Annotated in this window: 21 protein-coding genes; 5 read left to right on the top strand and 16 right to left on the bottom strand. The window is 36.0% G+C overall.

All coding sequences use genetic code 11. The annotated features are described in order from the left end of the window. Positions 1 to 29: 29 nt before the first annotated feature. The 4 genes from PATL70BA_RS15715 to PATL70BA_RS15700 all read right to left on the bottom strand — a co-directional run bounded on the left by PATL70BA_RS15715 (position 30) and on the right by PATL70BA_RS15700 (position 5,748). Positions 30 to 2,456: a copper-transporting P-type ATPase gene (locus tag PATL70BA_RS15715; protein ID WP_125138271.1), complete on the bottom strand. Its 2,427-nt coding sequence runs from the start codon at positions 2,454 to 2,456 to the stop codon at positions 30 to 32. 112 nt (positions 2,457 to 2,568) lie between these two features. Further along, positions 2,569 to 2,781, bottom strand: coding sequence for a heavy-metal-associated domain-containing protein (locus PATL70BA_RS15710; RefSeq protein WP_125138270.1), 213 nt, complete (start codon positions 2,779 to 2,781; stop codon positions 2,569 to 2,571). Between the two features lie 21 nt (positions 2,782 to 2,802). Further along, a complete protein-coding gene (locus PATL70BA_RS15705) occupies positions 2,803 to 5,259 on the bottom strand; it encodes a heavy metal translocating P-type ATPase (RefSeq protein WP_125138269.1) in 2,457 nt (818 codons plus the stop codon). A gap of 12 nt (positions 5,260 to 5,271) precedes the next feature. Then, positions 5,272 to 5,748 (bottom strand): helix-turn-helix domain-containing protein, encoded by a 477-nt coding sequence (locus tag PATL70BA_RS15700; RefSeq protein ID WP_172596293.1) that lies wholly within the window; start codon positions 5,746 to 5,748, stop codon positions 5,272 to 5,274. Between the two features lie 789 nt (positions 5,749 to 6,537). On the opposite strand from PATL70BA_RS15700, the gene PATL70BA_RS15695 reads away from it, so the two are divergent. From PATL70BA_RS15695 to PATL70BA_RS15675, 5 genes are all read left to right on the top strand, one after another. Then, positions 6,538 to 7,479 carry a tyrosine-type recombinase/integrase gene (locus PATL70BA_RS15695; RefSeq protein WP_125138267.1) on the top strand — a complete coding sequence of 314 codons (942 nt, stop codon included), beginning with the start codon at positions 6,538 to 6,540 and terminating at the stop codon, positions 7,477 to 7,479. Positions 7,480 to 7,597: 118 nt separating this feature from the next. Further along, positions 7,598 to 8,836: a site-specific integrase gene (locus tag PATL70BA_RS15690; RefSeq protein WP_125138266.1), complete on the top strand. Its 1,239-nt coding sequence runs from the start codon at positions 7,598 to 7,600 to the stop codon at positions 8,834 to 8,836. Next, positions 8,823 to 9,584: a tyrosine-type recombinase/integrase gene (locus PATL70BA_RS15685; RefSeq protein WP_125138265.1), complete on the top strand. Its 762-nt coding sequence runs from the start codon at positions 8,823 to 8,825 to the stop codon at positions 9,582 to 9,584. Before PATL70BA_RS15690 ends, PATL70BA_RS15685 begins: the two co-directional genes overlap by 14 nt. A 23-nt stretch (positions 9,585 to 9,607) precedes the next feature. Then, complete coding sequence (locus PATL70BA_RS16340) at positions 9,608 to 9,814, top strand: site-specific integrase (RefSeq protein ID WP_172596292.1); 207 nt, start codon at positions 9,608 to 9,610, stop codon at positions 9,812 to 9,814. Continuing rightward, entirely contained in the window at positions 9,801 to 10,811 is a 1,011-nt protein-coding gene (locus tag PATL70BA_RS15675; RefSeq protein ID WP_125138263.1) for a tyrosine-type recombinase/integrase, read from the top strand. The genes PATL70BA_RS16340 and PATL70BA_RS15675 overlap by 14 nt, the downstream gene beginning before the upstream one ends. Positions 10,812 to 11,162: 351 nt before the next feature. Here the strand turns inward: PATL70BA_RS15675 and PATL70BA_RS15670 are convergent, their stop codons facing one another. From PATL70BA_RS15670 to PATL70BA_RS15620, 12 genes are all read right to left on the bottom strand, one after another. Beyond that, positions 11,163 to 11,741 carry a methyltransferase family protein gene (locus tag PATL70BA_RS15670; RefSeq protein WP_125138262.1) on the bottom strand — a complete coding sequence of 193 codons (579 nt, stop codon included), beginning with the start codon at positions 11,739 to 11,741 and terminating at the stop codon, positions 11,163 to 11,165. Between the two features lie 36 nt (positions 11,742 to 11,777). After that, positions 11,778 to 12,137: an ArsR/SmtB family transcription factor gene (locus tag PATL70BA_RS15665; RefSeq protein ID WP_125138261.1), complete on the bottom strand. Its 360-nt coding sequence runs from the start codon at positions 12,135 to 12,137 to the stop codon at positions 11,778 to 11,780. An 11-nt stretch (positions 12,138 to 12,148) separates the two neighbouring features. Continuing rightward, positions 12,149 to 13,036, bottom strand: coding sequence for a cation diffusion facilitator family transporter (locus PATL70BA_RS15660; protein ID WP_125138260.1), 888 nt, complete (start codon positions 13,034 to 13,036; stop codon positions 12,149 to 12,151). Positions 13,037 to 13,303: 267 nt separating this feature from the next. After that, positions 13,304 to 14,734, bottom strand: coding sequence for a peptidoglycan DD-metalloendopeptidase family protein (locus PATL70BA_RS15655; RefSeq protein WP_125138259.1), 1,431 nt, complete (start codon positions 14,732 to 14,734; stop codon positions 13,304 to 13,306). 218 nt (positions 14,735 to 14,952) lie between these two features. Continuing rightward, positions 14,953 to 15,096, bottom strand: coding sequence for an LDCC motif putative metal-binding protein (locus PATL70BA_RS16335; protein ID WP_172596291.1), 144 nt, complete (start codon positions 15,094 to 15,096; stop codon positions 14,953 to 14,955). Between the two features lie 4 nt (positions 15,097 to 15,100). Continuing rightward, positions 15,101 to 16,504, bottom strand: a complete 1,404-nt coding sequence (locus tag PATL70BA_RS15650; RefSeq protein WP_125138258.1) for a sensor histidine kinase — start codon at positions 16,502 to 16,504, stop codon at positions 15,101 to 15,103. After that, complete coding sequence (locus PATL70BA_RS15645) at positions 16,501 to 17,208, bottom strand: response regulator transcription factor (protein WP_125138257.1); 708 nt, start codon at positions 17,206 to 17,208, stop codon at positions 16,501 to 16,503. The genes PATL70BA_RS15650 and PATL70BA_RS15645 overlap by 4 nt, the downstream gene beginning before the upstream one ends. Positions 17,209 to 17,220: 12 nt before the next feature. Then, entirely contained in the window at positions 17,221 to 18,090 is an 870-nt protein-coding gene (locus tag PATL70BA_RS15640) for a hypothetical protein (RefSeq protein WP_125138256.1), read from the bottom strand. Positions 18,091 to 18,097: 7 nt separating this feature from the next. Beyond that, a complete protein-coding gene (locus PATL70BA_RS15635; protein ID WP_125138255.1) occupies positions 18,098 to 18,346 on the bottom strand; it encodes an SHOCT domain-containing protein in 249 nt (82 codons plus the stop codon). Positions 18,347 to 18,358: 12 nt separating this feature from the next. Next, positions 18,359 to 18,547: an SHOCT domain-containing protein gene (locus PATL70BA_RS15630; protein ID WP_197715772.1), complete on the bottom strand. Its 189-nt coding sequence runs from the start codon at positions 18,545 to 18,547 to the stop codon at positions 18,359 to 18,361. Positions 18,548 to 18,826: 279 nt separating this feature from the next. Then, on the bottom strand, positions 18,827 to 21,211 hold the full coding sequence (locus PATL70BA_RS15625) for a heavy metal translocating P-type ATPase (RefSeq protein WP_125138254.1): 2,385 nt from the start codon (positions 21,209 to 21,211) through the stop codon (positions 18,827 to 18,829). Continuing rightward, complete coding sequence (locus tag PATL70BA_RS15620; protein WP_243115934.1) at positions 21,212 to 21,592, bottom strand: ArsR/SmtB family transcription factor; 381 nt, start codon at positions 21,590 to 21,592, stop codon at positions 21,212 to 21,214. Positions 21,593 to 21,877 lie beyond the last annotated feature (285 nt).

Raw genomic sequence — 21,877 nt, 5'->3', positions numbered from 1 at the left:
AGCTTTCCTTTATGTAGTCTGTACATCGATTATATTTCCATTTTCCTTATTCTCAATGCATTTGAAAGTACAGATATGGAACTAAGTGCCATTGCCAGGCCTGCAAACATAGGATTCAATAAACCAAGCGCTGCAATTGGTATTCCAATGGTATTATAAATGAATGCAAAAAACAGATTCTGCTTAATATTCTTCATAACCTTAACGCTTAATGATTTTGCTTTGGCAATCCCAATTAAATCACCTTTTACCAATGTAATGTCAGAACTTTCCATCGCAACATCTGTTCCTGTACCCATTGCAATACCGACATTCGCCTGAGCAATTGCTGGTGAATCATTTATACCATCACCTGCCATTGCAACATATTGATTTTTGCTTTGAAGTTCTTTAACTTTGTTGAACTTATCCTCTGGCAGACAATCAGCCATATAATCATCAATTCCTAGCTCTTTTGCAACAGAACTGGCTGTATTTGTATTATCACCAGTAAGCATAATAATCTTAACACCTAATTCATGTAGTATTCTAACTGCTTTTGGAGTAGACTCCTTAATAGGATCACTAACACTGACGATACCAATTAATTCCTTTTCCTCCACGACATACATAACTGTTTGGCCATTAAGTTGCCTATCGGTTATCTTCTTAAGATCTATCTCATACTTGACACCAAGATAATCAACCAACTTCATATTTCCAATACCATATACTTTTGAACCAATTTTGCCTACTGCACCTTTACCTGTGACAGATTCAAAATCAGCTGTATCATTTATAGAGATACCTTTATTTTTTGCAGCTTTGACAATCGCCTGTGCTAATGGATGCTCACTATTATTATCAATAGATGCAGCAATTTGTAATATTTCATCACTATTATAATGACTAAAACTTTCACTATCTTTAAAAGCTGGCTTACCGAGGGTCAATGTTCCTGTTTTATCAACTAAAACAGTATCAACTTTTCTCATCTGCTCTATCGCTTTTGCATTCTTAATAAGGACGCCTAGCTTTGCACCTTTTCCTGTTCCCACCATAATTGATACAGGTGTCGCCAACCCGAGGGCACATGGACAGGCAATAATTAGAACAGCTATAGAATTAACAATACCTAGTTCCCAGTTACCTAAAATCAAGCCCCAAACTAACAAGGTTAACAATGATATAACTAAAACAACAGGTACAAAATAGCCAGCCACTTGATCTGCTATCTTTTGTATAGGTGCTTTAGATCTTGAAGCTTCATTAACCATAGTAATAATTCTTGCTAGTACTGTGTCTCCTCCAACACTCTTAGCTACCATAATAAAGCTACCATTGCTGTTAATTGTACCACCGGTTACTTTCTCTCCTTCTTCTTTCTCAACAGGTATTGGTTCGCCAGATATCATTGATTCATCTACAGTTCCTGAACCTGATAAAACTATACCATCCACAGGTACTTTGTTACCAGGTTTAATTCTAAGTTGATCATCAACTAAAACCTCTTCTAAAGGAATCTCTACATCTTCACCATTTCTAATAACAATAGCGGTAGAAGGAACTAAACTAAGTAATTCCTTTATGGCTGAATTAGTCTTAGAATGTGCTAATAGTTCAAGCATTTGTCCTAATATAACTAATGTCAATATAATAACTGTTGTTTCAAAATAGACTGGTGGGAAACCATTCTCACCAACAATTTCAGCTGGAAATATACCAGGAACTAGTGTAGCAAATAAACTGAAAATCCATGCTGCACCTGTTCCTATGCCTATTAGTGTAAACATATTCAAACTCTTGTGTATAATACTTTTATAACAATTCTTAAAAATAAACTTTGAAAAGATAAACATAACAGGTGTTGATAAAATCAGTTGGATCAACAAATTGACTTTCCTTGAAAATAACGCTTCAATAATTTCATTAATTCCAGGTATAAGTTCACCCATTGCCAAGACAAATATAGGAATGGAAAGTATTGCTGACCATATAAGCCTTAATCTCATTTGCTTGTATGCTTTTACACCCTCATCCTCATCTGCATCCATTGTACTACCAAAACTAATCACTTCAGTCATATGCATGCCACATACTGGACAATCACCAGGTTGTTCGTATGTTTTGTCTCCTTCACACCTCATAGGACAAATATATGCTTTTGTTACGCTCGTTTTCTTTGCTTCGAAGGTTGGTTTCTTAAGTTCAGCTTCGTAAAATGTACATTGGCAATTCACTTTGCAACTACCATCACATGCATCATCATGACAAACACATTCTTTGCTATGTTCGTGGTGATGTATGTGGTGATCATGATGCTTGTGATGTTCATCTTCAGTATGAGCGCTATGTTGATGTTGGTGTTCATCCATTGAATGATCATCTAATTCTTTTAAGTTCATGCCACAAGTGGGGCACTTACCCGGTTCATCATAAAGTTTTCCATTATCGCATTTCATTGGGCATTGATACATAATATGACCTCCTTTTAGTCGCAATAGATACGTTCTATTCCAATTACAGTATATTCCTTAATTTAAATATATTCAATGAAGGGCAATCCTACAGGTTGCCCTTCAAGAATTATTATGATTTGATTTCAATAACTTTATATCCAATATCTTTGATTGATTGAATAATCAATGCATCATTAATCTCAATATCACTTTCTATTATTGCATTTTTCTTGTGTAGGTTGACATCTGTCTTTTGTACACCTTCAATGGATGACAAAGCCCCTTTAACATGATTCACACAGTGGGCACATGACATGCCTTCTATACTAATATATTGTTTCATGGTATTCCTCCTTGTAAAAGTTTATTTAGCTGGTTTGAACCTTTTAAGTCTTAAGGCATTCATAAGAACTGATACTGAACTAAATGCCATAGCACCGCCAGCAATCATCGGATTCAGTTTAGGACCACCAAATGCTAATAGCAATCCTGCTGCAATAGGTATCCCTGCCGTATTATAGGCGAATGCCCAAAATAGGTTCTGTTTAATGTTTCTAATCGTTTGTTTACTGAGTTGCAAGGCAGTTACCACATCTAACAAATCACTTCTCATTAGAACAATATCTGCTGATTCGATAGCAACATCTGTTCCAGAGCCAATGGCTATGCCAACATCTGCTTGGGCTAGAGCTGGAGCATCATTAATGCCATCACCAACCATGGCAACTATACTACCTTGATTTTGTAACTTTTTCACTTCATTCGCCTTATCTTCTGGTAATACTTCTGATAAGACAAGATCAATCCCAACTTGCTTGGCGATAGCATTAGCTGTTCTTGTGTTATCACCAGTAATCATGGCAACTTTGATACCAAGATCGTGCAGTGCTTTAATGGCCCTGAAACTACTTTCTTTGGTCGTATCTGCCACAGCAATGATACCAGCAAGTTTATTATCCACTGAAATATACATTGGTGTTTTACCTTCATTAGCAAATTTATCAGCTTCTTCTTCTAATACATTGTTTATCTGACGGTCCAACATCAATTTTTTGTTTCCCAGTAAAACAGTCTTGTCTGATATTCTAACTTCAATACCATGACCAGGTATAGCAACAAACCCTGTTATATCTGTAAAGACCACACCTTCTTGCTCTGCTTTTAATACGATTGCTTCTCCTAGAGGATGTTCAGAACCCTTCTCAGCTGAGGCTGCCAATGCTAATATCTCATTTGTATCATGATGATCAGTAACTAAAATATCTGTCACTACTGGTTTTCCTTCTGTAATTGTCCCTGTTTTATCAAATACAATGGTATCTATCTTATGTGCTGTTTCCAGGGGTTGTCCTCCTTTAATTAACACACCATATTCAGCACCTTTTCCAGTTCCAACCATAATTGCTGTTGGAGTTGCAAGGCCAAGGGCGCAAGGGCAAGCGATTACAAGAACAGCAATAAATATAGTTAACGAGAAGATAACTGATTCTCCTGATATAAACCATGCAAGACCAGCAACTATGGCTATTACGATAACTACAGGTACAAAATAACTTGCAATAACATCAGCCAGTCTGGCTATTGGTGCTTTTGATCCCTGGGCATCTTCAACAAGCTTAACAATCTGAGCCAGTGCGGTGTCTTTCCCAACTTTCGTTGCATTGAAGTTTATTAGTCCGTGTTTATTGATACTGGCGCCGATAACTTTATCACCACTTTGTTTCTCTACGGGCATGCTCTCACCTGTTAACATAGACTCATCAACGGAGGAGCTTCCTTCGATTACAATACCATCAACCGGAATTTTTTCTCCAGGTTTCACGATGATAATATCGCCTACTTCTACTTCGTCAATAGGAAGAACAACTTCTTCACCGTTTTGTATAACAAGTGCAGTCTTAGGTGCTAATCCCATTAATTTCTTAATTGCTTCAGATGTCTTACCTTTTGAAACTGATTCTAAGTACTTACCTAATAATATCAATGTAATGATAACACCTGCAGTTTCAAAATATAAATCCATGGCGTATTCGACTTGACCATATGCGATCATAATTGTTGCATAGATGCCATATAGTACCGCAGCACCGGTTCCAATACCAATTAATGTATCCATATTAGGTGCTCCCCTAAACAAAGTCGTGAATCCGACTGTATAGAACTTATTACCAACAATTATGACTGGTATCACTAATATCAACTGAATTAATGCATAATTAAGAGGATTATTTTCCGGATTAATAATTCCCGGTAATGGAAGTCCCAACATATGACCCATTGCAATGACTAGTAAAGGAAGTGAAAATATCATTGAAATAATAAATTTCTTCCACAACAGCTTCATTGCAGCTTCATGACGATTTTTTTCACCATCCAGATTTTCTTTGATTTCTATATCTAATGGCTCATACCCTGCTTTTACAATTGCTTGTTTAATTGCTGATATACGAGTTTCAGTTGCTTGATACTTGACTGTTGCTTTCTCAGTGGTGAGATTAACATTGACACTCTCAATACCTTGAATCTTGCGTATCGATTTATCAATATTTGCTGCACAAGATGCACATGTCATGCCAGAAATTGGTATTGTAACCTCACTCACACGACTTTCTTCTGTCACACCATATCCTGCTTCTTTAATGGCATCTTTTATCTGTTCAACGTCCACTTTATCCGTATCATAATCATATGTAAGTTTTTCGGTTGCAAAGTTGACAGCCGCCAAAGATATTCCATCTAACTTGGCCACACTTCTTTCAACGGCATTTGCACAGGATGCACATGTCATCCCTGTAATTGATATTGAATTGTTCTCTTTCATAAAGTAACCTCCTTATGTGTTTTTTTCATAGGCCTTCATAACTTCTATTATTTTGCCTATGTATGAAGGGGCACCCCAAAATACTAAGCGCATTTTATTATCAGCATCGTCGTAAACGTAGTTGAATCTACTTTTTTTGTTATCCAAGCTATGATCAGCGACAACACCGACAACTTCTTTCAGTAATTGCTTCACACTATCATCGTATACATAATAATCAACGATTGTGCATATCTGTATAACTTCCTCTGAATCAAAATACTCACTGTCCATAAAAATACAAAAATCATCTTTACTGACTGGTTGGTGCGTATGTTCCGTTGCTTCACATGAATCAACGTATGCCTTTAAAGATTCTTCATTGATTCTCCAAGATCCAGCAATCTTTTGAGCTGAAATCTTACCACCGCTAATATAACGTCTTATTGTTTTAGGATGTACACCTAATTTATCTGCTGCTTCATCAATTGTCATAGAATTTTGTTCCATCTTCATCACCTCAATGTAATTTTACCATACAATCATGGACTTGTAAAGCATTTCCTGTCCATGATTGTCCATGATTGTCCTTTTTTTAGATTTATAGCATCCATTCCTTACCCAACTCTTCATACACCTTAAATATACATATTCAGCGTATTTCAGGCCACCCTGTGGTGAAACAAAACACATCAAAAAATGAGCTTGAAGGTGTGTCACAATCACACACTTTCAAGCTCATTGAATCGTCTAGATATCGTAGACCTGCTATAGCCTGTCTGTTTTACTACTTCCGCTTTAGTAATCTCACGTCTTTTCCACCGATGGAAATTCTCTTCCATATCAGCATCAATCTCGATTTTCTTCCGCCCCTTGTATTTACCTTGAGCTTTTGCAATTGCAATACCCTCAACTTGACGTTCCTTCAGCTGCTCTAACTCAAATTTTAAGGCTACTTATGATAGAGTTCACCGACTAATATCATAAATTTCTTAATGTTCCATCCTGAACACCTGCACAATAAAGGTCGTAAATTCAACCCTCAGCATTACATACAATTATAACATAACCAACTTACAATTTAGGTATTTGCTAATTATATTTTTTGTTTGTTTATGATATTACAATTCATATTTAGGGCATTATAAAAAGGCTTGTCAAATTGATGGAACCTTCAGTATCTTAGGTATTTCATTATTCAACTACCGCGTTATAAAGGCCAGGAATGAAGCAAATGCAAACTCATAATTATGGATTTTCAAAAGTAAAATCCTGTATACTTGAGTTGAGGTGATCAATATGCTAAGTGTAACAAAAATCATTCTAGAACGACTTGACGAAGATGGCATTATTACTGACTATGTCCTTGCATCCAACATTATAGACTCGATTTTAGCAGACTATCATATTCATCCTTTACACAATTTCCCTATTACAGCAACTGATCTACCTGAGTACATCCATACATACCTAAAGGTAAGACATTTTGAAGGGCTATCAAAAAGTACTTTACGAGTTTACTTCTATATGCTCCAAGAACTAACTTTCTACATTAATAAACCCGCCAAAAATATAACACTCAATGATTTACGGCAGTTCTTACACTATAAGAGCCAAAACAATTCACTCTCCTCAATAAGTGGGATTATCTCTTGTATAAAATCATTCTGGGACTGGCTTGCTATGGAAAATCTTATTGATTACAACCCTGCAGCTCATCTCCACTATCCAAAATGCACTCATAATACTCGAGAAGGGCTTAGTGTAATTGAAATTGAATTATGCCGTGAAGCATGTAAAACTGATAGAGAAAGAGCAGTTTTTGAGTTTCTTCTCGCAAGCGGTTGTCGAATTGGAGAAATAATAGACCTTCTTTACAGCGAAGTTGTTACTGGTGAATTTCATGTACTCGGTAAGGGTTCGAAAGTTCGTTACTGCTATCTGAATAAGAAGTGTCTGATGTATCTAGAACGCTACCATAGCAGACGCAAAGGTGAAAGCCCATACTTATTCACCCAACTAAGACCGCCCTATCAGAAAGTCTCGATAAGAGCACTTCAGGATGAAATTGCTTCTATTGGCAAGAGGTGCAATATCCATTTATATCCCCATCGGCTTCGCCATACTTTTGCGTCAGCAGCACTTGAGAATGGTGCTTCACTAACTACGGTCCAAAAAATCTTGGGTCATACGAAGATCAGTACAACTCAAGTATATTATGGAAAGCAAGTGATTATGTAAAGTAATTTTTAAAACCCATTGTATTTATTATATATTTAATTGCTTTACTTGTCATAACAATTAATAATTTAATTGGAGTGTTGAAAGCACTACTATTAGATTAAAGGAGTGATTTGTTATGATGAGACAAATCAAAGTAACTAATCTGTGTAAAGAATTGGAAAACAAGTTGGTTGAGCTTGGTTATTCTGAGGATTCCATGCGCAGGTACAGGAAAGTTTTTCAGGAATTTACAGAATACGCAGGTGATTGCGATTATTCACAATCCATTGGAACAGATTTCCTCGTAACGAAGTTTAATCAACTTGGTGGTTTTGTTACATCTGGAGAAAATTCCAAGAATGAAATGTATTATTTCCGTGTTATCCGTTCGCTTGCAGAATACTATAATTTTGGCATTTTATTTCGAAGACATGATTTTCATGGGGAAATAGTATGGCCTGAGGCTTTTAAGGAAGTAACCGAAAACTTTATAAAACAGAAAGTGGAATATGGTCGTTCGCATAACTATATAACAAGAATTAATACTACAGTTACAGAGCTGATTCTATTATTAGATGCAGCAAATGTCTATGATTTAAATGGTATAACGGCCAAACTCATTTCAAGATATGTCGAATCTTTAGTAGGGTTAGCTCCCGGCACTATTGCATGGAGAATTTCCATCTTACGTCAATATTTCAAATATGCTTATCTGAACAAGTATGTTGATTATACCATTGAGTATTATCTCCCACAAGCACCTCAAAGTTCTCGTTTAAAGCTTCCTAATGTATGGACGGAAGATCAAATCCAGTCACTAATAAGCGCAATAGATACAACTAATCCTGTGGGAAAGCGTGATTATGCTATGATGCTAATTGCAGCAAGACTCGGTATGAGGATTGGAGACATAATCAATTTAAAGATTGATGATATCGATTGGTTCAGTAAACAGCTATCAATCATTCAAAATAAGACAAAGGAACCACTTACACTTCCAATTCCAAATGATGTAGGATGGGCAATCATTGACTATTTGAAAAATGGGCGTCCTATTACAGATTGTGAAAATATATTTGTAGTACATAATGCGCCTTATAAAGGTAAACCATTTAAAAGCACTCTTGGGCATAATTTTAATAAAGCGTTAAAACGTGCAGGCATTCCGGTAGAGAAAACAAAGCATTGCGGTTGGCATTCACTTAGACATTCACTGGCAACTAATCTTTTACAGAACAACGTTGGAGTAAACATGATTTCAGATATCCTGGGGCATTCTGATCCACAGGTTGCTAAGCATTATCTGCGAGTGGATATGAAGGGACTAAAGAAATGCACCTTAGAACTGGAGGTGAAGGATTATGTCAGAGAATAAACTATTTTCAGGTCCTTTGGCTTTACACCTACAAGGAATGTTGATCGAAAAAAGAAATCTTGGATACAAGTACAAGGAACAAGAACGATTGATGGGTGTTTTGGATGAGATGAGCAAATCATTTGATTGTACAAAGGGTTTGACAAAAGAATTATGTTTATCATTTGTCAAACGGGACCCTAACTGGCATCAGTCGACACAAGAAAGCCGGGTTGCACTTATACGAGTTTTGTCTAAGTATATGATAAGACATGGTATTTCTGCATATATACTTGATGTCTCTAATGTAACGAAACAATATGAAAATTTCAAACCATATATTTTTACACATGATGAAATCAATGATATTTTTTGTGCTGCTGATAATATAAAACCACATGCATCCCGAACTCATATCTTTTATCCTACCATTCTAAGAATTCAATATAGTTGTGGATTGCGTATTTCAGAAACACTTGGACTACGGATGAAAGATGTGGATTTTAAGAATAAAATTCTACATGTAAAAAATGCAAAAAACAATAAAGATAGGGATGTTCCCTTCTCGGAATCAGTCGCAGAATATATGCATTGGTACAACAAAAAATCCATCCGTTATATTTCGGAGATGAATATTTTTTTAAAAGTAACAGAGGAACAGGTCATTATGAAAAAACGGCAGTTAATCATTATTTTCATGATATTCTTTTTGAATGTGGCATTAAATCAGGAGGACGTAAATATGGTGGACCACATCTACATAACTTAAGGCATACTTTTTGTGTACATAGTATGAGTAAAATGTTCCATGAAGGAATATCCCATGAAGTTGCATTACCACTATTGATGACTTATTTGGGGCATGCTACTTTATCAGAAACCGGAAAATACTTAAAACTTACAGCTGAAGTATTTCCGGATTTGGTCAATCAGATTAATCAGATTTACAGTCAGATTATACCAGATTTGGAGGTTAAAACAGAATATGAAGATGACTAACGATTTCCCGCTACTATTAAGTAATTTTCTATTAAATGAACTTCCAATTATACATAACCAAAGTAATAATACGATATCTTCTTATCGTGATACTTATATACAACTGCTGAATTATATGACATCTGTAAAGAATGTAAAAAGCAACAACCTTAAAGTCAGTGATTTGACCGTGGACACAATCACAGAATTTCTAAACTGGCTCGAAACAGAACGTGGCAACTGTATTAGTACAAGGAATCAACGGTTAGCAGCAATACACTCTTTTTTCAGATATATACAAAAACAGGTTCCTGAATACATGTTTCAATGTCAGCAAGTGTTAGCTATTCCCTTTAAAAAAGCAGAAAAGAAAGTAATCAGTTACCTTAATGAAGATGAAACAAAAGAGTTGTTAGCTTCACCTGATACATCAAAGAAGAAAGGTCGCAGAGATCAAGCGTTACTTACCCTATTGTATGACAGCGGAGCTCGGGTACAGGAACTTGCTGATTTAAAGGTACGTGATTTAAGAATTAACACGCCTGCACAAGTGAAGTTGACTGGCAAAGGTAGAAAAACAAGACGTGTTCCGCTAATGGATAAAACAGCTATCTTGATGAGACAATACTTAAAGGAACAAAACCTGGATTATTATGTAAAAAGTGAACATCCTTTATTTTTCAATTCTCAAGGAAAAAAACTTACTCGTCAAGGCATTGTGTATATATTAAGTAAATATGCTAACCAGTGCGGGATTACAGAGATTTCACCCCATCGAATAAGACATACAAAAGCGATGCATCTAACAGAAGCAAATGTGAATCCAATATTTATAAGAGATTTTCTGGGGCATACAGATTTGAAGGTGACTGAAATTTACTCAAAAACAAGCGTAAAGATGAAACGTGAAGCATTGGAAAAAATGAATAATGGGAAGGAAATTCTTCCAGATCAACAACAAGAAGAATGGAGAGATGATACAGCATTAATGGATTGGCTTAAAAGACTTATGAAATAAGTTTCGTAAATCGTGACTCTTATGTAAAGAAAAACTGATGGATAACACCCAATTCATAACGATTCATCAGTTTACTTTACATAATTATTTGCTTTCCATAATACACCTTATGACAAGCTTGTCATAAACTATATGCCAAGCTATCGCAGGCTTCAGTAAAAAATGAATACATGAGATACTTCAATATCTAATACAAAAAATGCTCTTTCACAAAACAGCGAAAGAGCATTTTTCTTATATTATTAGCATCGTCCTACGCCTGTATAGCGTAGATATCAACCTGCTACATTTGCATGTATTTAGAGTCCTTACTGACAATTCTAGGCATGAGTCACTTTTTAATAGGAGCAATTAATTGCTTTTTAATAATAAATATCTGGGAACCTCTTTCATGTAGCGTATATAGTCTTCCCCAAATTCGTCTGCAAGATATTTTTCCTCTTGAAGGATCTGGTTGTGGAAAAGAAGTATTGTAAACACCGACAAAAACATAATAATGATGTTTGAATAGCCAATACCAAAACCAATATAAAAGCAGTCAAATCCAACAAATGCAGGATTTCTACTAAAACTATAGAGGCCATCGGTTACTAGATCAGTTTTCGCTGAAGGGTCTATTCCAGCCCGCCAACTATCTTTCATCTGGTACATAGCTATGATAAAGATGGATGTTCCAATACCTGAGATTATTAATCCAGCATAAAGTTGACTTATTAGTATAGATTTTGGGTCAAATATATAAACTGATATCAATTGTAGCATCGCTAGTAAGTAGGTTGTAAATTTTAATACAATCTCAAAAGTTCTGTTACCATAAACCTTACCACCCTTACCTAATTGATCGGTTTCGATGCCTTTACGCCTCTGAAGCATCATTTTCGTGAAATAGGCACCGTAGAAAATAAAAAATAGTATGTAACCAATAAGCATAACAAGTCCTCCTTTTATCTGATTATAGGCAAATAATCAGCAGTGCTTCACATGATCATAGGCAGCGTGAATGATGTTTACTATATGATCATCATACAAAGTATAGTATTTTTGACGACCTTCTTTTCGCCCCTTAACATACCCCATATCCTTTAAAAGTTTTAGCTGATGAGATATAGCTGATTTAGTCATATCCATGGTTACGGCAATGTCATTTACACTGACTTCATCATGTTCCAATATCAAAAGCATTTTCATTCTGGTAGGATCAGAGATTATCTTCAGAAAATCCACAACACTGTCAATGTTGGTCCTAGAATTGAGTTTCTCCTTAAGCATTTCAACTTTCTGCGGATTATTGGGTTCACAGTCTGTCCTTTGATTACTTGTAGTCATAAGCTGCACCTCTATTCTCTTGAGCTATTGATAATCTCTATTGTACTAAAATGAATATTATTCTGATCAGCCAGATCCTTTGCTGAATGAAGAATGCTGCTATTGTTGCCAACATCATTTGATCTTATGGTCGCTGTCATAACATGGTCGTCTCCATCCAGTGTCCATAATTTTATATCTTCAACAGCAATAACCCCATTAATCCCTGCAAGATTCATCTTAATACTATTAAAAAGTTCTGCATCCGGAACAGATTGCATTATAATCCTATATACCTGTATAATGTTTGACCATATATTTCTAATAACAATCAAAGCAATGACCATAGATAGAATCGGGTCTAGTATGTACCAACTTGTATATCTTATAACAACGCTAACAACAAGAACGGCTACCCAGCCCATTAGATCTTCTAAAAGATGAAGTACAACTGTACGATCTAAGACTTTCTTCGAACCTTTCATCCTAAAAGCAGCAAGACCATTGACAGTAATTCCAAGAATTGCTAGCCAAAGCATACCATTTGCATCTACTGGTTCAGGATGTTGAAAGGATATTATTGCTTCACGAAGTACATATGCTGTTCCGACAGACAGCACAAGAATGTTGATTATAGCACCGATTAGTGAAAAGCGTTTATATCCGTAGTTGTATGTTTCTGTTGCTTCATTTTTACTAAGTTTTTCAGTGACATAGGACATGGCTAGGGCCAGACTATCGCCCAAGTCATGTACTGCATCTGATAAAATAGCGGTACTATTGGTCAATATCCCACCAACGATTTCAATAATAGAAAAAACAAAATTCAGGGTAAAGGCAATAGCGATATTGCTGTAGCTGCTTTGGGAATGATTATGGGCATGGGTATGTGTGTGGCTATGGCTATGATTATGTGACATAAGAGACCTCCTATAGTGGCAGCAAAGCTGTAATTAACATGAATATATGAACAGTCATTCATGTGATATCCTTATTATAGTTGAATAAGTGTTCAACTGTCAAGGGATTTATTATTCTTCAATACTATAGTCACGTTTCTGTTATATGGTATACAGACCTTGGCGGTACCTAAAGACCTCGATTCTAATGTCCACTGTATATAAAGATAGGCAAATAAATAGAACCCTTTCGGGTTCTATGAGTGGCGTTTAAAATCACATCTTTTACTAATTATACAACCCTTTGCCAATATAGTCATAAGGATTCATAGCCGTTCCATCTATTATCACTTCAAAGTGAAGGTGTGGCCCAGTGCTTCTACCAGTATTTCCTGATTTAGCAATAATTTCACCTTGCCCAACAATCTCACCATACTCAACCAATAGCTTACTGTTATGACCATACCTAGTAATAATGCCATTGCCATGATCTATATCAATTCTATAGCCATAACCACTATCCCATCCTGAGTAGATTACTTGGCCACCATCAGCAGCCATAACCGTAGTCCCTGTATTCACTGCCATATCAATACCAGCATGAGTTCGTCCCCATCTAGGGCCATATGAGGATGTTAGCCTGAAGGCTGCTAAGGGTGACACAAAAAATCCTGCAGGTCCATCTTCTGGTACAGGTTTTGTCCCTACCAGTACAAGTTGTGGTGTAGCTTCTTCAATTACTTCACTCTCCACAACACTTTCAGCAATCACATCATCGTTCAGTATATCAACATCCTTTTTAAGGAGTAGTTTGCCTTCTTGACCTTCTTCCGAAACCACCTCTAACCCCTTGTATAGGGTATCATCCTCTTGATAAACAATATCAGGTTGAATTGAATCTGTTTCTGGGACAAGGAAGCAGTTTACAACAGACAATTCAGGTATCAACTTCTCAACAACCAGACAATCACCAATCTGTAATGATCGTTCTCTGTCCTCCAGCCATGGATTAAGTCTATATAACTCCGATAGGCCCATATTGTATTTCTCAGCGATCACAGAAGCAGAGTCACCCGACTCAATGGTATACTCAGCCGGTTCAGCATTAAGCTTTAAGAGTTCAGCAACCACATCTACCACTGTAGAGATTTCCTGGGTGTCCTTAACCACTGACTCAACTTGCACATCTTCATTAAAGGATAAGTCTACTAAGACTTCTTCCGTCTCAAGGATCTCATTTACCACAGGTTCATCCATCTGAATCATAGGGTTAGGTGATGACATTACAAAATTTCTTTCAAGAATCTCCTGAGTTAAAACAGGCTTAACTTCAAAGTCAATTGCTATAGTCTCAAGTCCATTCTCTTCTTCAACAGTCACTTGAATGTCTGATATGTTCTCAGTGGATAGTACGACAATATCTCTTAAGACTTCTTCAACATCTTCTAATGACTCAAAATAGTAGATTTTACTGCCATCAACCGACAATTCATATAGTGACGCCACAACTACTTCTTGCTCAACTAATTCCACACTTTCATGCAGTGCATTCATATATGCCTGATATTCTTCATAATATAATTCATTTTGTGACTGGGAAATTGATGGTTTGGGTTCTGATTCTCCTAACCCATTCGGCAACCACTTGGCACCTCCATACAAGACCAATCCACAAGACACTAAAATGCCAATTCCCCAAAAACGCCATTTCTTAGACACACTTATTTCCTCCGATTACAGCCATTATCCGTTCTTATCTTTATATTCACAGACCAATCAATTGTATCATGGTTTTATGTTAAATAAAAGGCAATATAGCTTCTCTTTGTTCATAATAATCGAAAATATACTCAGATATATTTCCTAGTATGTTTTCATTCTACTTATCCTGTAATCGTAGCTATCATCATAACCTTACAACACATAAATACCTGCACTTAATTATTTCTTTGTTTCACTTTGTTGTCTGTGACATCTTTTAATTCACAACAATTAATACCACCTTCACCATAGGTTGCTTTATTTTGCTCCGCTATGGTACCAAGAAATTTCTGCCAACTTTTCTTCATCTTATTAAACAAAAGATCACTCCTGTTCCAATTTGATAGGTATATCTATCGTAAAGGTGCTTCCATTTTCTACTTTAGAATCAACGTTAACGTATCCTCCAATCTGCTCAATATTTTCTTTTACAAGATATAGTCCAATGCCATCACCTTTTTCAGACAAAGCATGCTGACTTCTATAATAAGCAGTAAATATTTTCCCCAAATCTTTAGATGCAATACCTATACCTGTATCTTGTACCTTAATGATTAATCTTTGCTCAACCATAATATAGGAAATTTTAACTTGCCCATTATTCTCAGTATATTTATAGGCATTCGTTAATAAATTGTATATACTCTGGCTTAATTTGTATTTATCTGTTGTAATCCTTATAATTTGAGTTGATGATAAATTCAGCTCAATATTCTTTTTACGGTATTGGGCCATAAGTCCTTGTTGAATCTGCTTAAGCATGACTCCAATGTCAAATGTCTCAATTCTCAGTTCATCGCTCTCTTTTTCTGCATCAATCAATGAGCTCATATTCGAAATAATAGACGTTATATCAGAAATCTGATTTTGACAAACTTGTAATTCTTTATCATTGGCATCAATGATACCATCCTCTATGGCCTCAATATGAGATTGTAGTATGGTTAGAGGTGTTCTTGTTTGATGGACTAACTGATCAATTAAAGTTTTTCGTGTCTTCTGCTTCAGTCTAAGCCTGCCATCAAGCTCCATTAGACTTTCTCGTATAGCATTAACCTCTTTAATGCTAGTAGATTTATAGCTAGAATCTTTACCTAATTGAATATCACTTGCTAATCTTTCAGTATCCTTAAGTGATTGACTCATTTTATAACTAACGAAAACACCAACCACAATAGCTATACCAATGGCTATTGCTATTGAATATAAGCTATTAAATAAAAGCGCTTCTTTAAATCTTCTTGCAACAAATGAGTTCTCAGCAATACTGTGGATTGTTATATTCATAATTGCGATAACTTCATTCTCCGATACTATTTCAAACTGATTAACCTCTTCAGTAGTTTCATCAACTACCATACCCATCATGCCTCGGCTACCCATCATGCTATGGCTACCCATCATGTTATTCATCATAGAGACATCTGTATGATAATCACTATTCACTTCAACAAGCAGACCACCATCTGGTTGATAAAGCTTAATCCCAACTATAGGGTCACTTAAGTGGGCCTCAAGTTCAATGGCCATCTGTTCATAAGATACATTATCCGTTAGCAAAGCTGTTGATGTATAGTCGATGATTTGATTCACATGTAAATCGTAACTTTCATTCAAGTAATCAGAAAAATTTTGATCCGTTAAAAAGGTGAGAATAAGCGTATTAACAGCGATACCAATTACTGTCACTAAAACTAAAATTATTAACCATAATCTTTTAAGTGTCACCCTCTCTCACCTCCAAATACATAGCCTTGTCCATATTTTGTTCTTAACAAGCTTGGTTTTTTAGGATCAAGCTCAATCTTTTGCCTGATTCTTTTTATATAACTATCTATATTTCTATCATATCCATCATAACCAACACCAAAAGCTAATTCCATTAACTGTTCTCTCGTAAGAACTTGATTCATATTTCTCATCAATGCGTAGAGTAACTTAAACTCCGTCGATGTTACTTCGATTTCTTCATCTCCACGATATAATTTCATTGATGCTGTGTAGAGTTTCAATGTTTGGACGGATAAAACCAACTCATCATTGGCATTATAAATTCTTTTAAGAAATACTTTGATTCTTCCCATAAGCTCTCTTGGGCTAAATGGCTTTACTACATAGTCGTCCGCACCTTGATCGAATCCCTTGATTCGATCAACTTCTTCTTGTTTTGCTGTTAGCATAATAATGGGAATCTCAGAGAGTTCGCGAATTCTTGTGAGAACCTCAAACCCATCTATACCTGGCATCATCACATCCAGTAAAATAAGGTGAAAGTGTTCCTCCGAAAAGAGTTCTAGTGCTTCAAATCCATTCTCTGCTAATCGACATTCATACCCTTCGCTCTCTGCATACTTCATAACGATAGAACTGATTTCTGATTCATCTTCTACAACTAATAGACGATACACACTTTCACCTTCTTTCTTCCACATTAGATTATATGATTAATGTACATCTGTTTCATGACCTTCAATAATTTCACTTAATACGCCATGCCAATCATGATACCAAACATCACCTGTTATGCCATTAACACTTAACATACCAACAGGTTCTCCATTTTCTTCAACATGAAATGTGTAATAGCCATAGAACTCGTGGTATTCATTACCGAGTGTGAGTGTCTCACTTCTTCTATTAAGATAATCCATACCTTCATTATACGCTTCTTCACTATTAAGTTCATTATTTTCAATAGCACTACTATCAAAATAGTCCTCAGCATATGAATTTCCCATCATACCTCCACCCATCATTCCCGAGCGACCATTGAACCCATGGCTTCCCATCATTCCTGAGCGACTACTATATCCCTGATTTCCCATCATTCCTGAGCAGCTCATCATGCCACCACTATAATGCATACCATACTTTAAATTCCACATCATGTTAGGTCCATACTCAGGGAGCACGGTTTTTGTATACGGATTCACCAATAACTCCATGGCCCCTCTACCTGTATTTTCTTCAATAATAGAGTAATAATACTCACTGTCTTCAAATATAAATATATCTGCAATGATCAAGTCCTCGTCATATTGAGATATATAAGATTCAACTTCTTCTGTCAGAATATCTAAGTCATATTTTTCACCATTATTTGTATTTGTGTCAAACCCATAACCACCTGTCATCATTGAACTGGTTCCATGAGATTGATTAGAGTAGCTAATTATTTCATCGTCAACTCGAGTCTTTATACCATAACCAGGTTCTTCAGTAACACCTCTTTCCCTGGCTAACACATATCCACCTACGCCAACGCTAAAAAACGTTATTCCGACAATCAAAATTAATATATTCACTTTTTTCATAGGGTACCTACTTCCTTTCTATCACATTTTTACGTTTCATATACTCTTCTTCTGTTATTTCACCACTAACGAACAAGATCTTCAATTTTTCAACAGCATCACTGGTGCTTGACGTCTTTGATTTTCTGATAGTCACAAGGGCAAGAATAATAAGAACGATACCAATCATAATTAAGTAATGCCAAAGACTAAAATAACCACTCCCAAGCCCAAAGCCACATCCGTTAAATCCTGACCAACCATTTCCATGCATCATAGTAATCCTCCTTTAACCTTTTATGGTTTCTTTCATTTGTAAATAGGTCTTTTCATCAATTTCACCATTAACAAATCTTGTTTTTAATCGTTCCTCTGCTGACTCTTTACCTAATGTCGTCAAACCAACATTAGACGTTTTACCACTAAAAAGAATAAAGTATACTAGAACACCAATACCTACCAAGAATAGTAACATCATATTTACCACCTCCTTTGCTAATGTATATTCATAACTACATTATCAAGGTCAATTATGGCACAATTATGACTGACAGCTTTTTAAGAGAATGCAAAAAATCCCTGAATTATATTCTCGTTTTCCAACAATTCAGGGACTTTTATTGTATTATTTATAGGTATTAACCTCGTTCTTATACCTTGGAAGTACTAATTTCACAGTATAAAAACCACAAGATATACCAGTCGGCTTCCTAGTATTACATCAATCGTATTGCTTCCAATTTGTAGCTATAAATTATTAATGCGATTTTGACTTAAGCACTCTCATGGCATTGAATACTGCCAGAACTGCAACGCCAACATCTGCAAATACCGCTTCCCACATTGTGGCTAATCCACCTGCTCCAAGAATCAGTACAATACCCTTTACAGCAAATGCAAATATTATGTTTTGCCACACAATGGCCTTGGTACGTTTTGAAATACGTATTGCACTAGGGATTTTAGATGGTTCATCTGTCATAATGACGACGTCGGCTGCCTCGATTGCAGCATCCGATCCGATACCACCCATTGCTATACCAATATCTGCCCGAGTCAATACTGGTGCGTCATTAATACCGTCACCTACAAATACTAGTTTACCTTTCCTACCTTCTCGGCTTTCCAACATTTCAAGCTTTTCAACCTTCTCATGGGGCAAAAGTTCAGAATATACTTCATCTAATCCAAGTTGCTGACCTATTTTTTCACCAATTGATTTATTGTCACCTGTTAACATGACAAGATTCTTAACACCTTGCTTTCTTAACTCTAGAATTGCACGCTTTGAATCTTCCTTGATTTCATCAGATATAACAATATATCCTGAGTAGATTTGATCGATAACCATATGAATAATCGTTCCTACTTCGTCCTTGGAAGTACTCTCATCAAAGGCTATTTTCTCCCTATTCATCAACTTTAGATTGCCAGCCAGAACGGTTCTTCCTTTGACTTTCGCTTGAATCCCATATCCAGAAATTTCGTCATAGTCATCAATCATGTTCTTATCAATATTATTCTTATAGGCTTTTAAAATTGATTGTGCTATCGGATGATTTGAATAGCTTTCAGTATAAGCAGCAAATTCAAGAAGCTCGTCATCAGATAGATCATTTGAAAGGTTCACAATCTTTGTGACTTTGAAGACACCTTTTGTTAGAGTTCCAGTTTTATCAAACACGACTGTATCAACGCTATTTAATGCCTCTAAGTAGTTGCTTCCCTTCATCAAAATACCTGCTTTTGATGCACCACCAATACCACCAAAGAAGCCTAAAGGAATTGATATCACCAACGCACAAGGACATGACACCACAAGGAATACAAGCGCTCTATAGATCCATTCGTTATAAGTAGCTCCTGGTATGAAAAGTGGCGGCATAATTGCCAATGCAAGTGCTATAAATACGACGACAGGTGTATAGTATCTGGCAAACTTTGTAATAAAATTCTCAGTAGGTGCTTTTTTACTGCTTGCATTTTGAACTAAATCAAGAATTTTAGATACCGTTGATTCGCCGAACTCTTTTGAGACTAGGACTGTCAACACACCATTTTTATTGATAGTTCCAGAAAGAATCTCATGACCTGGCTCAACTTCTCTGGGAACGGACTCTCCTGTTATTGCTGATGTGTCCAGCATTGAACTTCCAGATATTACTTTACCATCCAAGGGAACCTTTTCACCTGGTTTAATAATAATAGTATCTCCAATCGCAACATCTTCTGGAGAAACTTTTTCCACATTGTCCCCAATTTTGAGATTTGCAAAATCTGGTCTAATATCCATTAAAGCGCTTATTGATCTTCTTGAATGATTTACGGCCATACTTTGGAAAAATTCTCCCACTTGGTAAAATAACATTACAGCAACACCTTCAGGGTATTCTCCAATTGCAAAAGCACCGATGGTTGCTACACCAATAAGAAAGTTTTCATCAAAAACTTGTCCTCTTGATATGTTTTTCAACGCTTTTAAAACGACACTGCCACCTACTAATAGATAACTTGTTAGGAACACAGACAACTCGATTATTGGCGTGAACTCCAGCAATAGACCCACTAAAAATAATACGAATCCTGTTCCTAATCGGATCAGCTCTACTTTGTTGATGCCATCCTCTTCATGGTTGCCTTTTTCTTTTCCATCTTTTGAATTGTACTCATCTGTATCAACCACTTTAAGATCCGACTCAATTCCAACGGCTATTATGGTGGCTTGTTCAACAATTCTTGGAAGTTCTCTTTTATGCTTAGCTTCGATGATGAGCTTTTTTGATACGAAATCTACAGTTGCATTCATAACCCCATCTATAGATTTTACTTCATTCTCTATCTTAGCAGCACAACTTGCACAGCTTAATCCCATAAGCATCAAAGTCTTATTTTCAGCTTTAGATATAACCTTCTCTTTCACGATAACATCTGGTTCAAGTTTTGCAACGAGGGCCGTGGTATCATTCATCACTAGATCAATGTCTCCCGAGTGCAAAACATCAATCGTTAGTGTTTTTGTCACAAAATTTACGGAAGATAAAGAAACGTGATCTAATTTACTCACTCCATCTTCAATCTTAGCTGCACAACTTGCGCAATCTAATCCTTCTAAAATTAATTCTTTCTTTATTGTACTACTCATCTATAGTCCTCCTTTATTGTTTTCTCTCATATGAATTAAACCTCGGTCAATTATGCCTTTTACATGTTCATCATCTAAGGAATAAAAGACTACTTTACCATCTTTCCTATTTTTCACTAGTCTTGCTTGTTTTAAGACTCTTAACTGATGAGATATGGCAGACTGAGTCATATTCAGTAAGTAGGCAATATCACATACACACATTTCTTCTTCTAAAAGTGCCGATAGAATATTAATTCTGGTCTTATCACCAAAGATTTTAAATAAATCTGCCAACTCATTCAGGTCCCTGTCACGAGGCATTTTGTCTCTAACCTTCTCCACTACATCCTCATGAAGTACATTGCAGTCACATCTCTCTGCTTCATAACTATTAGTCACTATTGCCACTCCCTTTTCATTATTACTTGATTACTTGAACAATCATTCATGTATTATGCCTTCATATTATCAGCCATGTCAAAAAAAGTCAAGACATATATGAAATTTCATTCATATATATCTTGACTAATGTTTATCTGCACTTCTATATTTCTTCATTAAGAAAACAATTAAATTTCTTATTACTCCCTATCTGATGAAGCCAAGAGTAAGGAAGTGGGGTTATAACTCCTAATTAAAAGAGAATTGCATCTTATGGCAATTCACTTTCAACAGTCTAACAAT

Origin of the sequence: Petrocella atlantisensis, assembly GCF_900538275.1 — a bacterium.
GTDB lineage: Bacteria > Bacillota > Clostridia > Lachnospirales > Vallitaleaceae > Petrocella > Petrocella atlantisensis.
This window is presented reverse-complemented; position numbering and strand designations above follow the sequence as displayed.

What these genes read in the sequence shown, in the direction of transcription:
- PATL70BA_RS15645 (WP_125138257.1), bottom strand. Translation starts at nt 17,208, where the DNA reads ATGTGGAAGAAAGAAGGTGAAAGTGTGTATCGTCTATTAGTTGTAGAA.
- PATL70BA_RS15675 (WP_125138263.1), top strand. Translation starts at nt 9,801, where the DNA reads ATGAAGATGACTAACGATTTCCCGCTACTATTAAGTAATTTTCTATTA.
- PATL70BA_RS15695 (WP_125138267.1), top strand. Translation starts at nt 6,538, where the DNA reads ATGCTAAGTGTAACAAAAATCATTCTAGAACGACTTGACGAAGATGGC.
- PATL70BA_RS15630 (WP_197715772.1), bottom strand. Translation starts at nt 18,547, where the DNA reads ATGATGTTACTATTCTTGGTAGGTATTGGTGTTCTAGTATACTTTATT.
- PATL70BA_RS15710 (WP_125138270.1), bottom strand. Translation starts at nt 2,781, where the DNA reads ATGAAACAATATATTAGTATAGAAGGCATGTCATGTGCCCACTGTGTG.
- PATL70BA_RS15685 (WP_125138265.1), top strand. Translation starts at nt 8,823, where the DNA reads ATGTCAGAGAATAAACTATTTTCAGGTCCTTTGGCTTTACACCTACAA.
- PATL70BA_RS15640 (WP_125138256.1), bottom strand. Translation starts at nt 18,090, where the DNA reads ATGAAAAAAGTGAATATATTAATTTTGATTGTCGGAATAACGTTTTTT.
- PATL70BA_RS15715 (WP_125138271.1), bottom strand. Translation starts at nt 2,456, where the DNA reads ATGTATCAATGCCCAATGAAATGCGATAATGGAAAACTTTATGATGAA.
- PATL70BA_RS16340 (WP_172596292.1), top strand. Translation starts at nt 9,608, where the DNA reads ATGAGTAAAATGTTCCATGAAGGAATATCCCATGAAGTTGCATTACCA.
- PATL70BA_RS15625 (WP_125138254.1), bottom strand. Translation starts at nt 21,211, where the DNA reads ATGAGTAGTACAATAAAGAAAGAATTAATTTTAGAAGGATTAGATTGC.
- PATL70BA_RS15660 (WP_125138260.1), bottom strand. Translation starts at nt 13,036, where the DNA reads ATGTCACATAATCATAGCCATAGCCACACACATACCCATGCCCATAAT.
- PATL70BA_RS15705 (WP_125138269.1), bottom strand. Translation starts at nt 5,259, where the DNA reads ATGAAAGAGAACAATTCAATATCAATTACAGGGATGACATGTGCATCC.
- PATL70BA_RS15635 (WP_125138255.1), bottom strand. Translation starts at nt 18,346, where the DNA reads ATGATGCATGGAAATGGTTGGTCAGGATTTAACGGATGTGGCTTTGGG.
- PATL70BA_RS15670 (WP_125138262.1), bottom strand. Translation starts at nt 11,741, where the DNA reads ATGCTTATTGGTTACATACTATTTTTTATTTTCTACGGTGCCTATTTC.
- PATL70BA_RS15690 (WP_125138266.1), top strand. Translation starts at nt 7,598, where the DNA reads ATGATGAGACAAATCAAAGTAACTAATCTGTGTAAAGAATTGGAAAAC.
- PATL70BA_RS15700 (WP_172596293.1), bottom strand. Translation starts at nt 5,748, where the DNA reads ATGGAACAAAATTCTATGACAATTGATGAAGCAGCAGATAAATTAGGT.
- PATL70BA_RS15665 (WP_125138261.1), bottom strand. Translation starts at nt 12,137, where the DNA reads ATGACTACAAGTAATCAAAGGACAGACTGTGAACCCAATAATCCGCAG.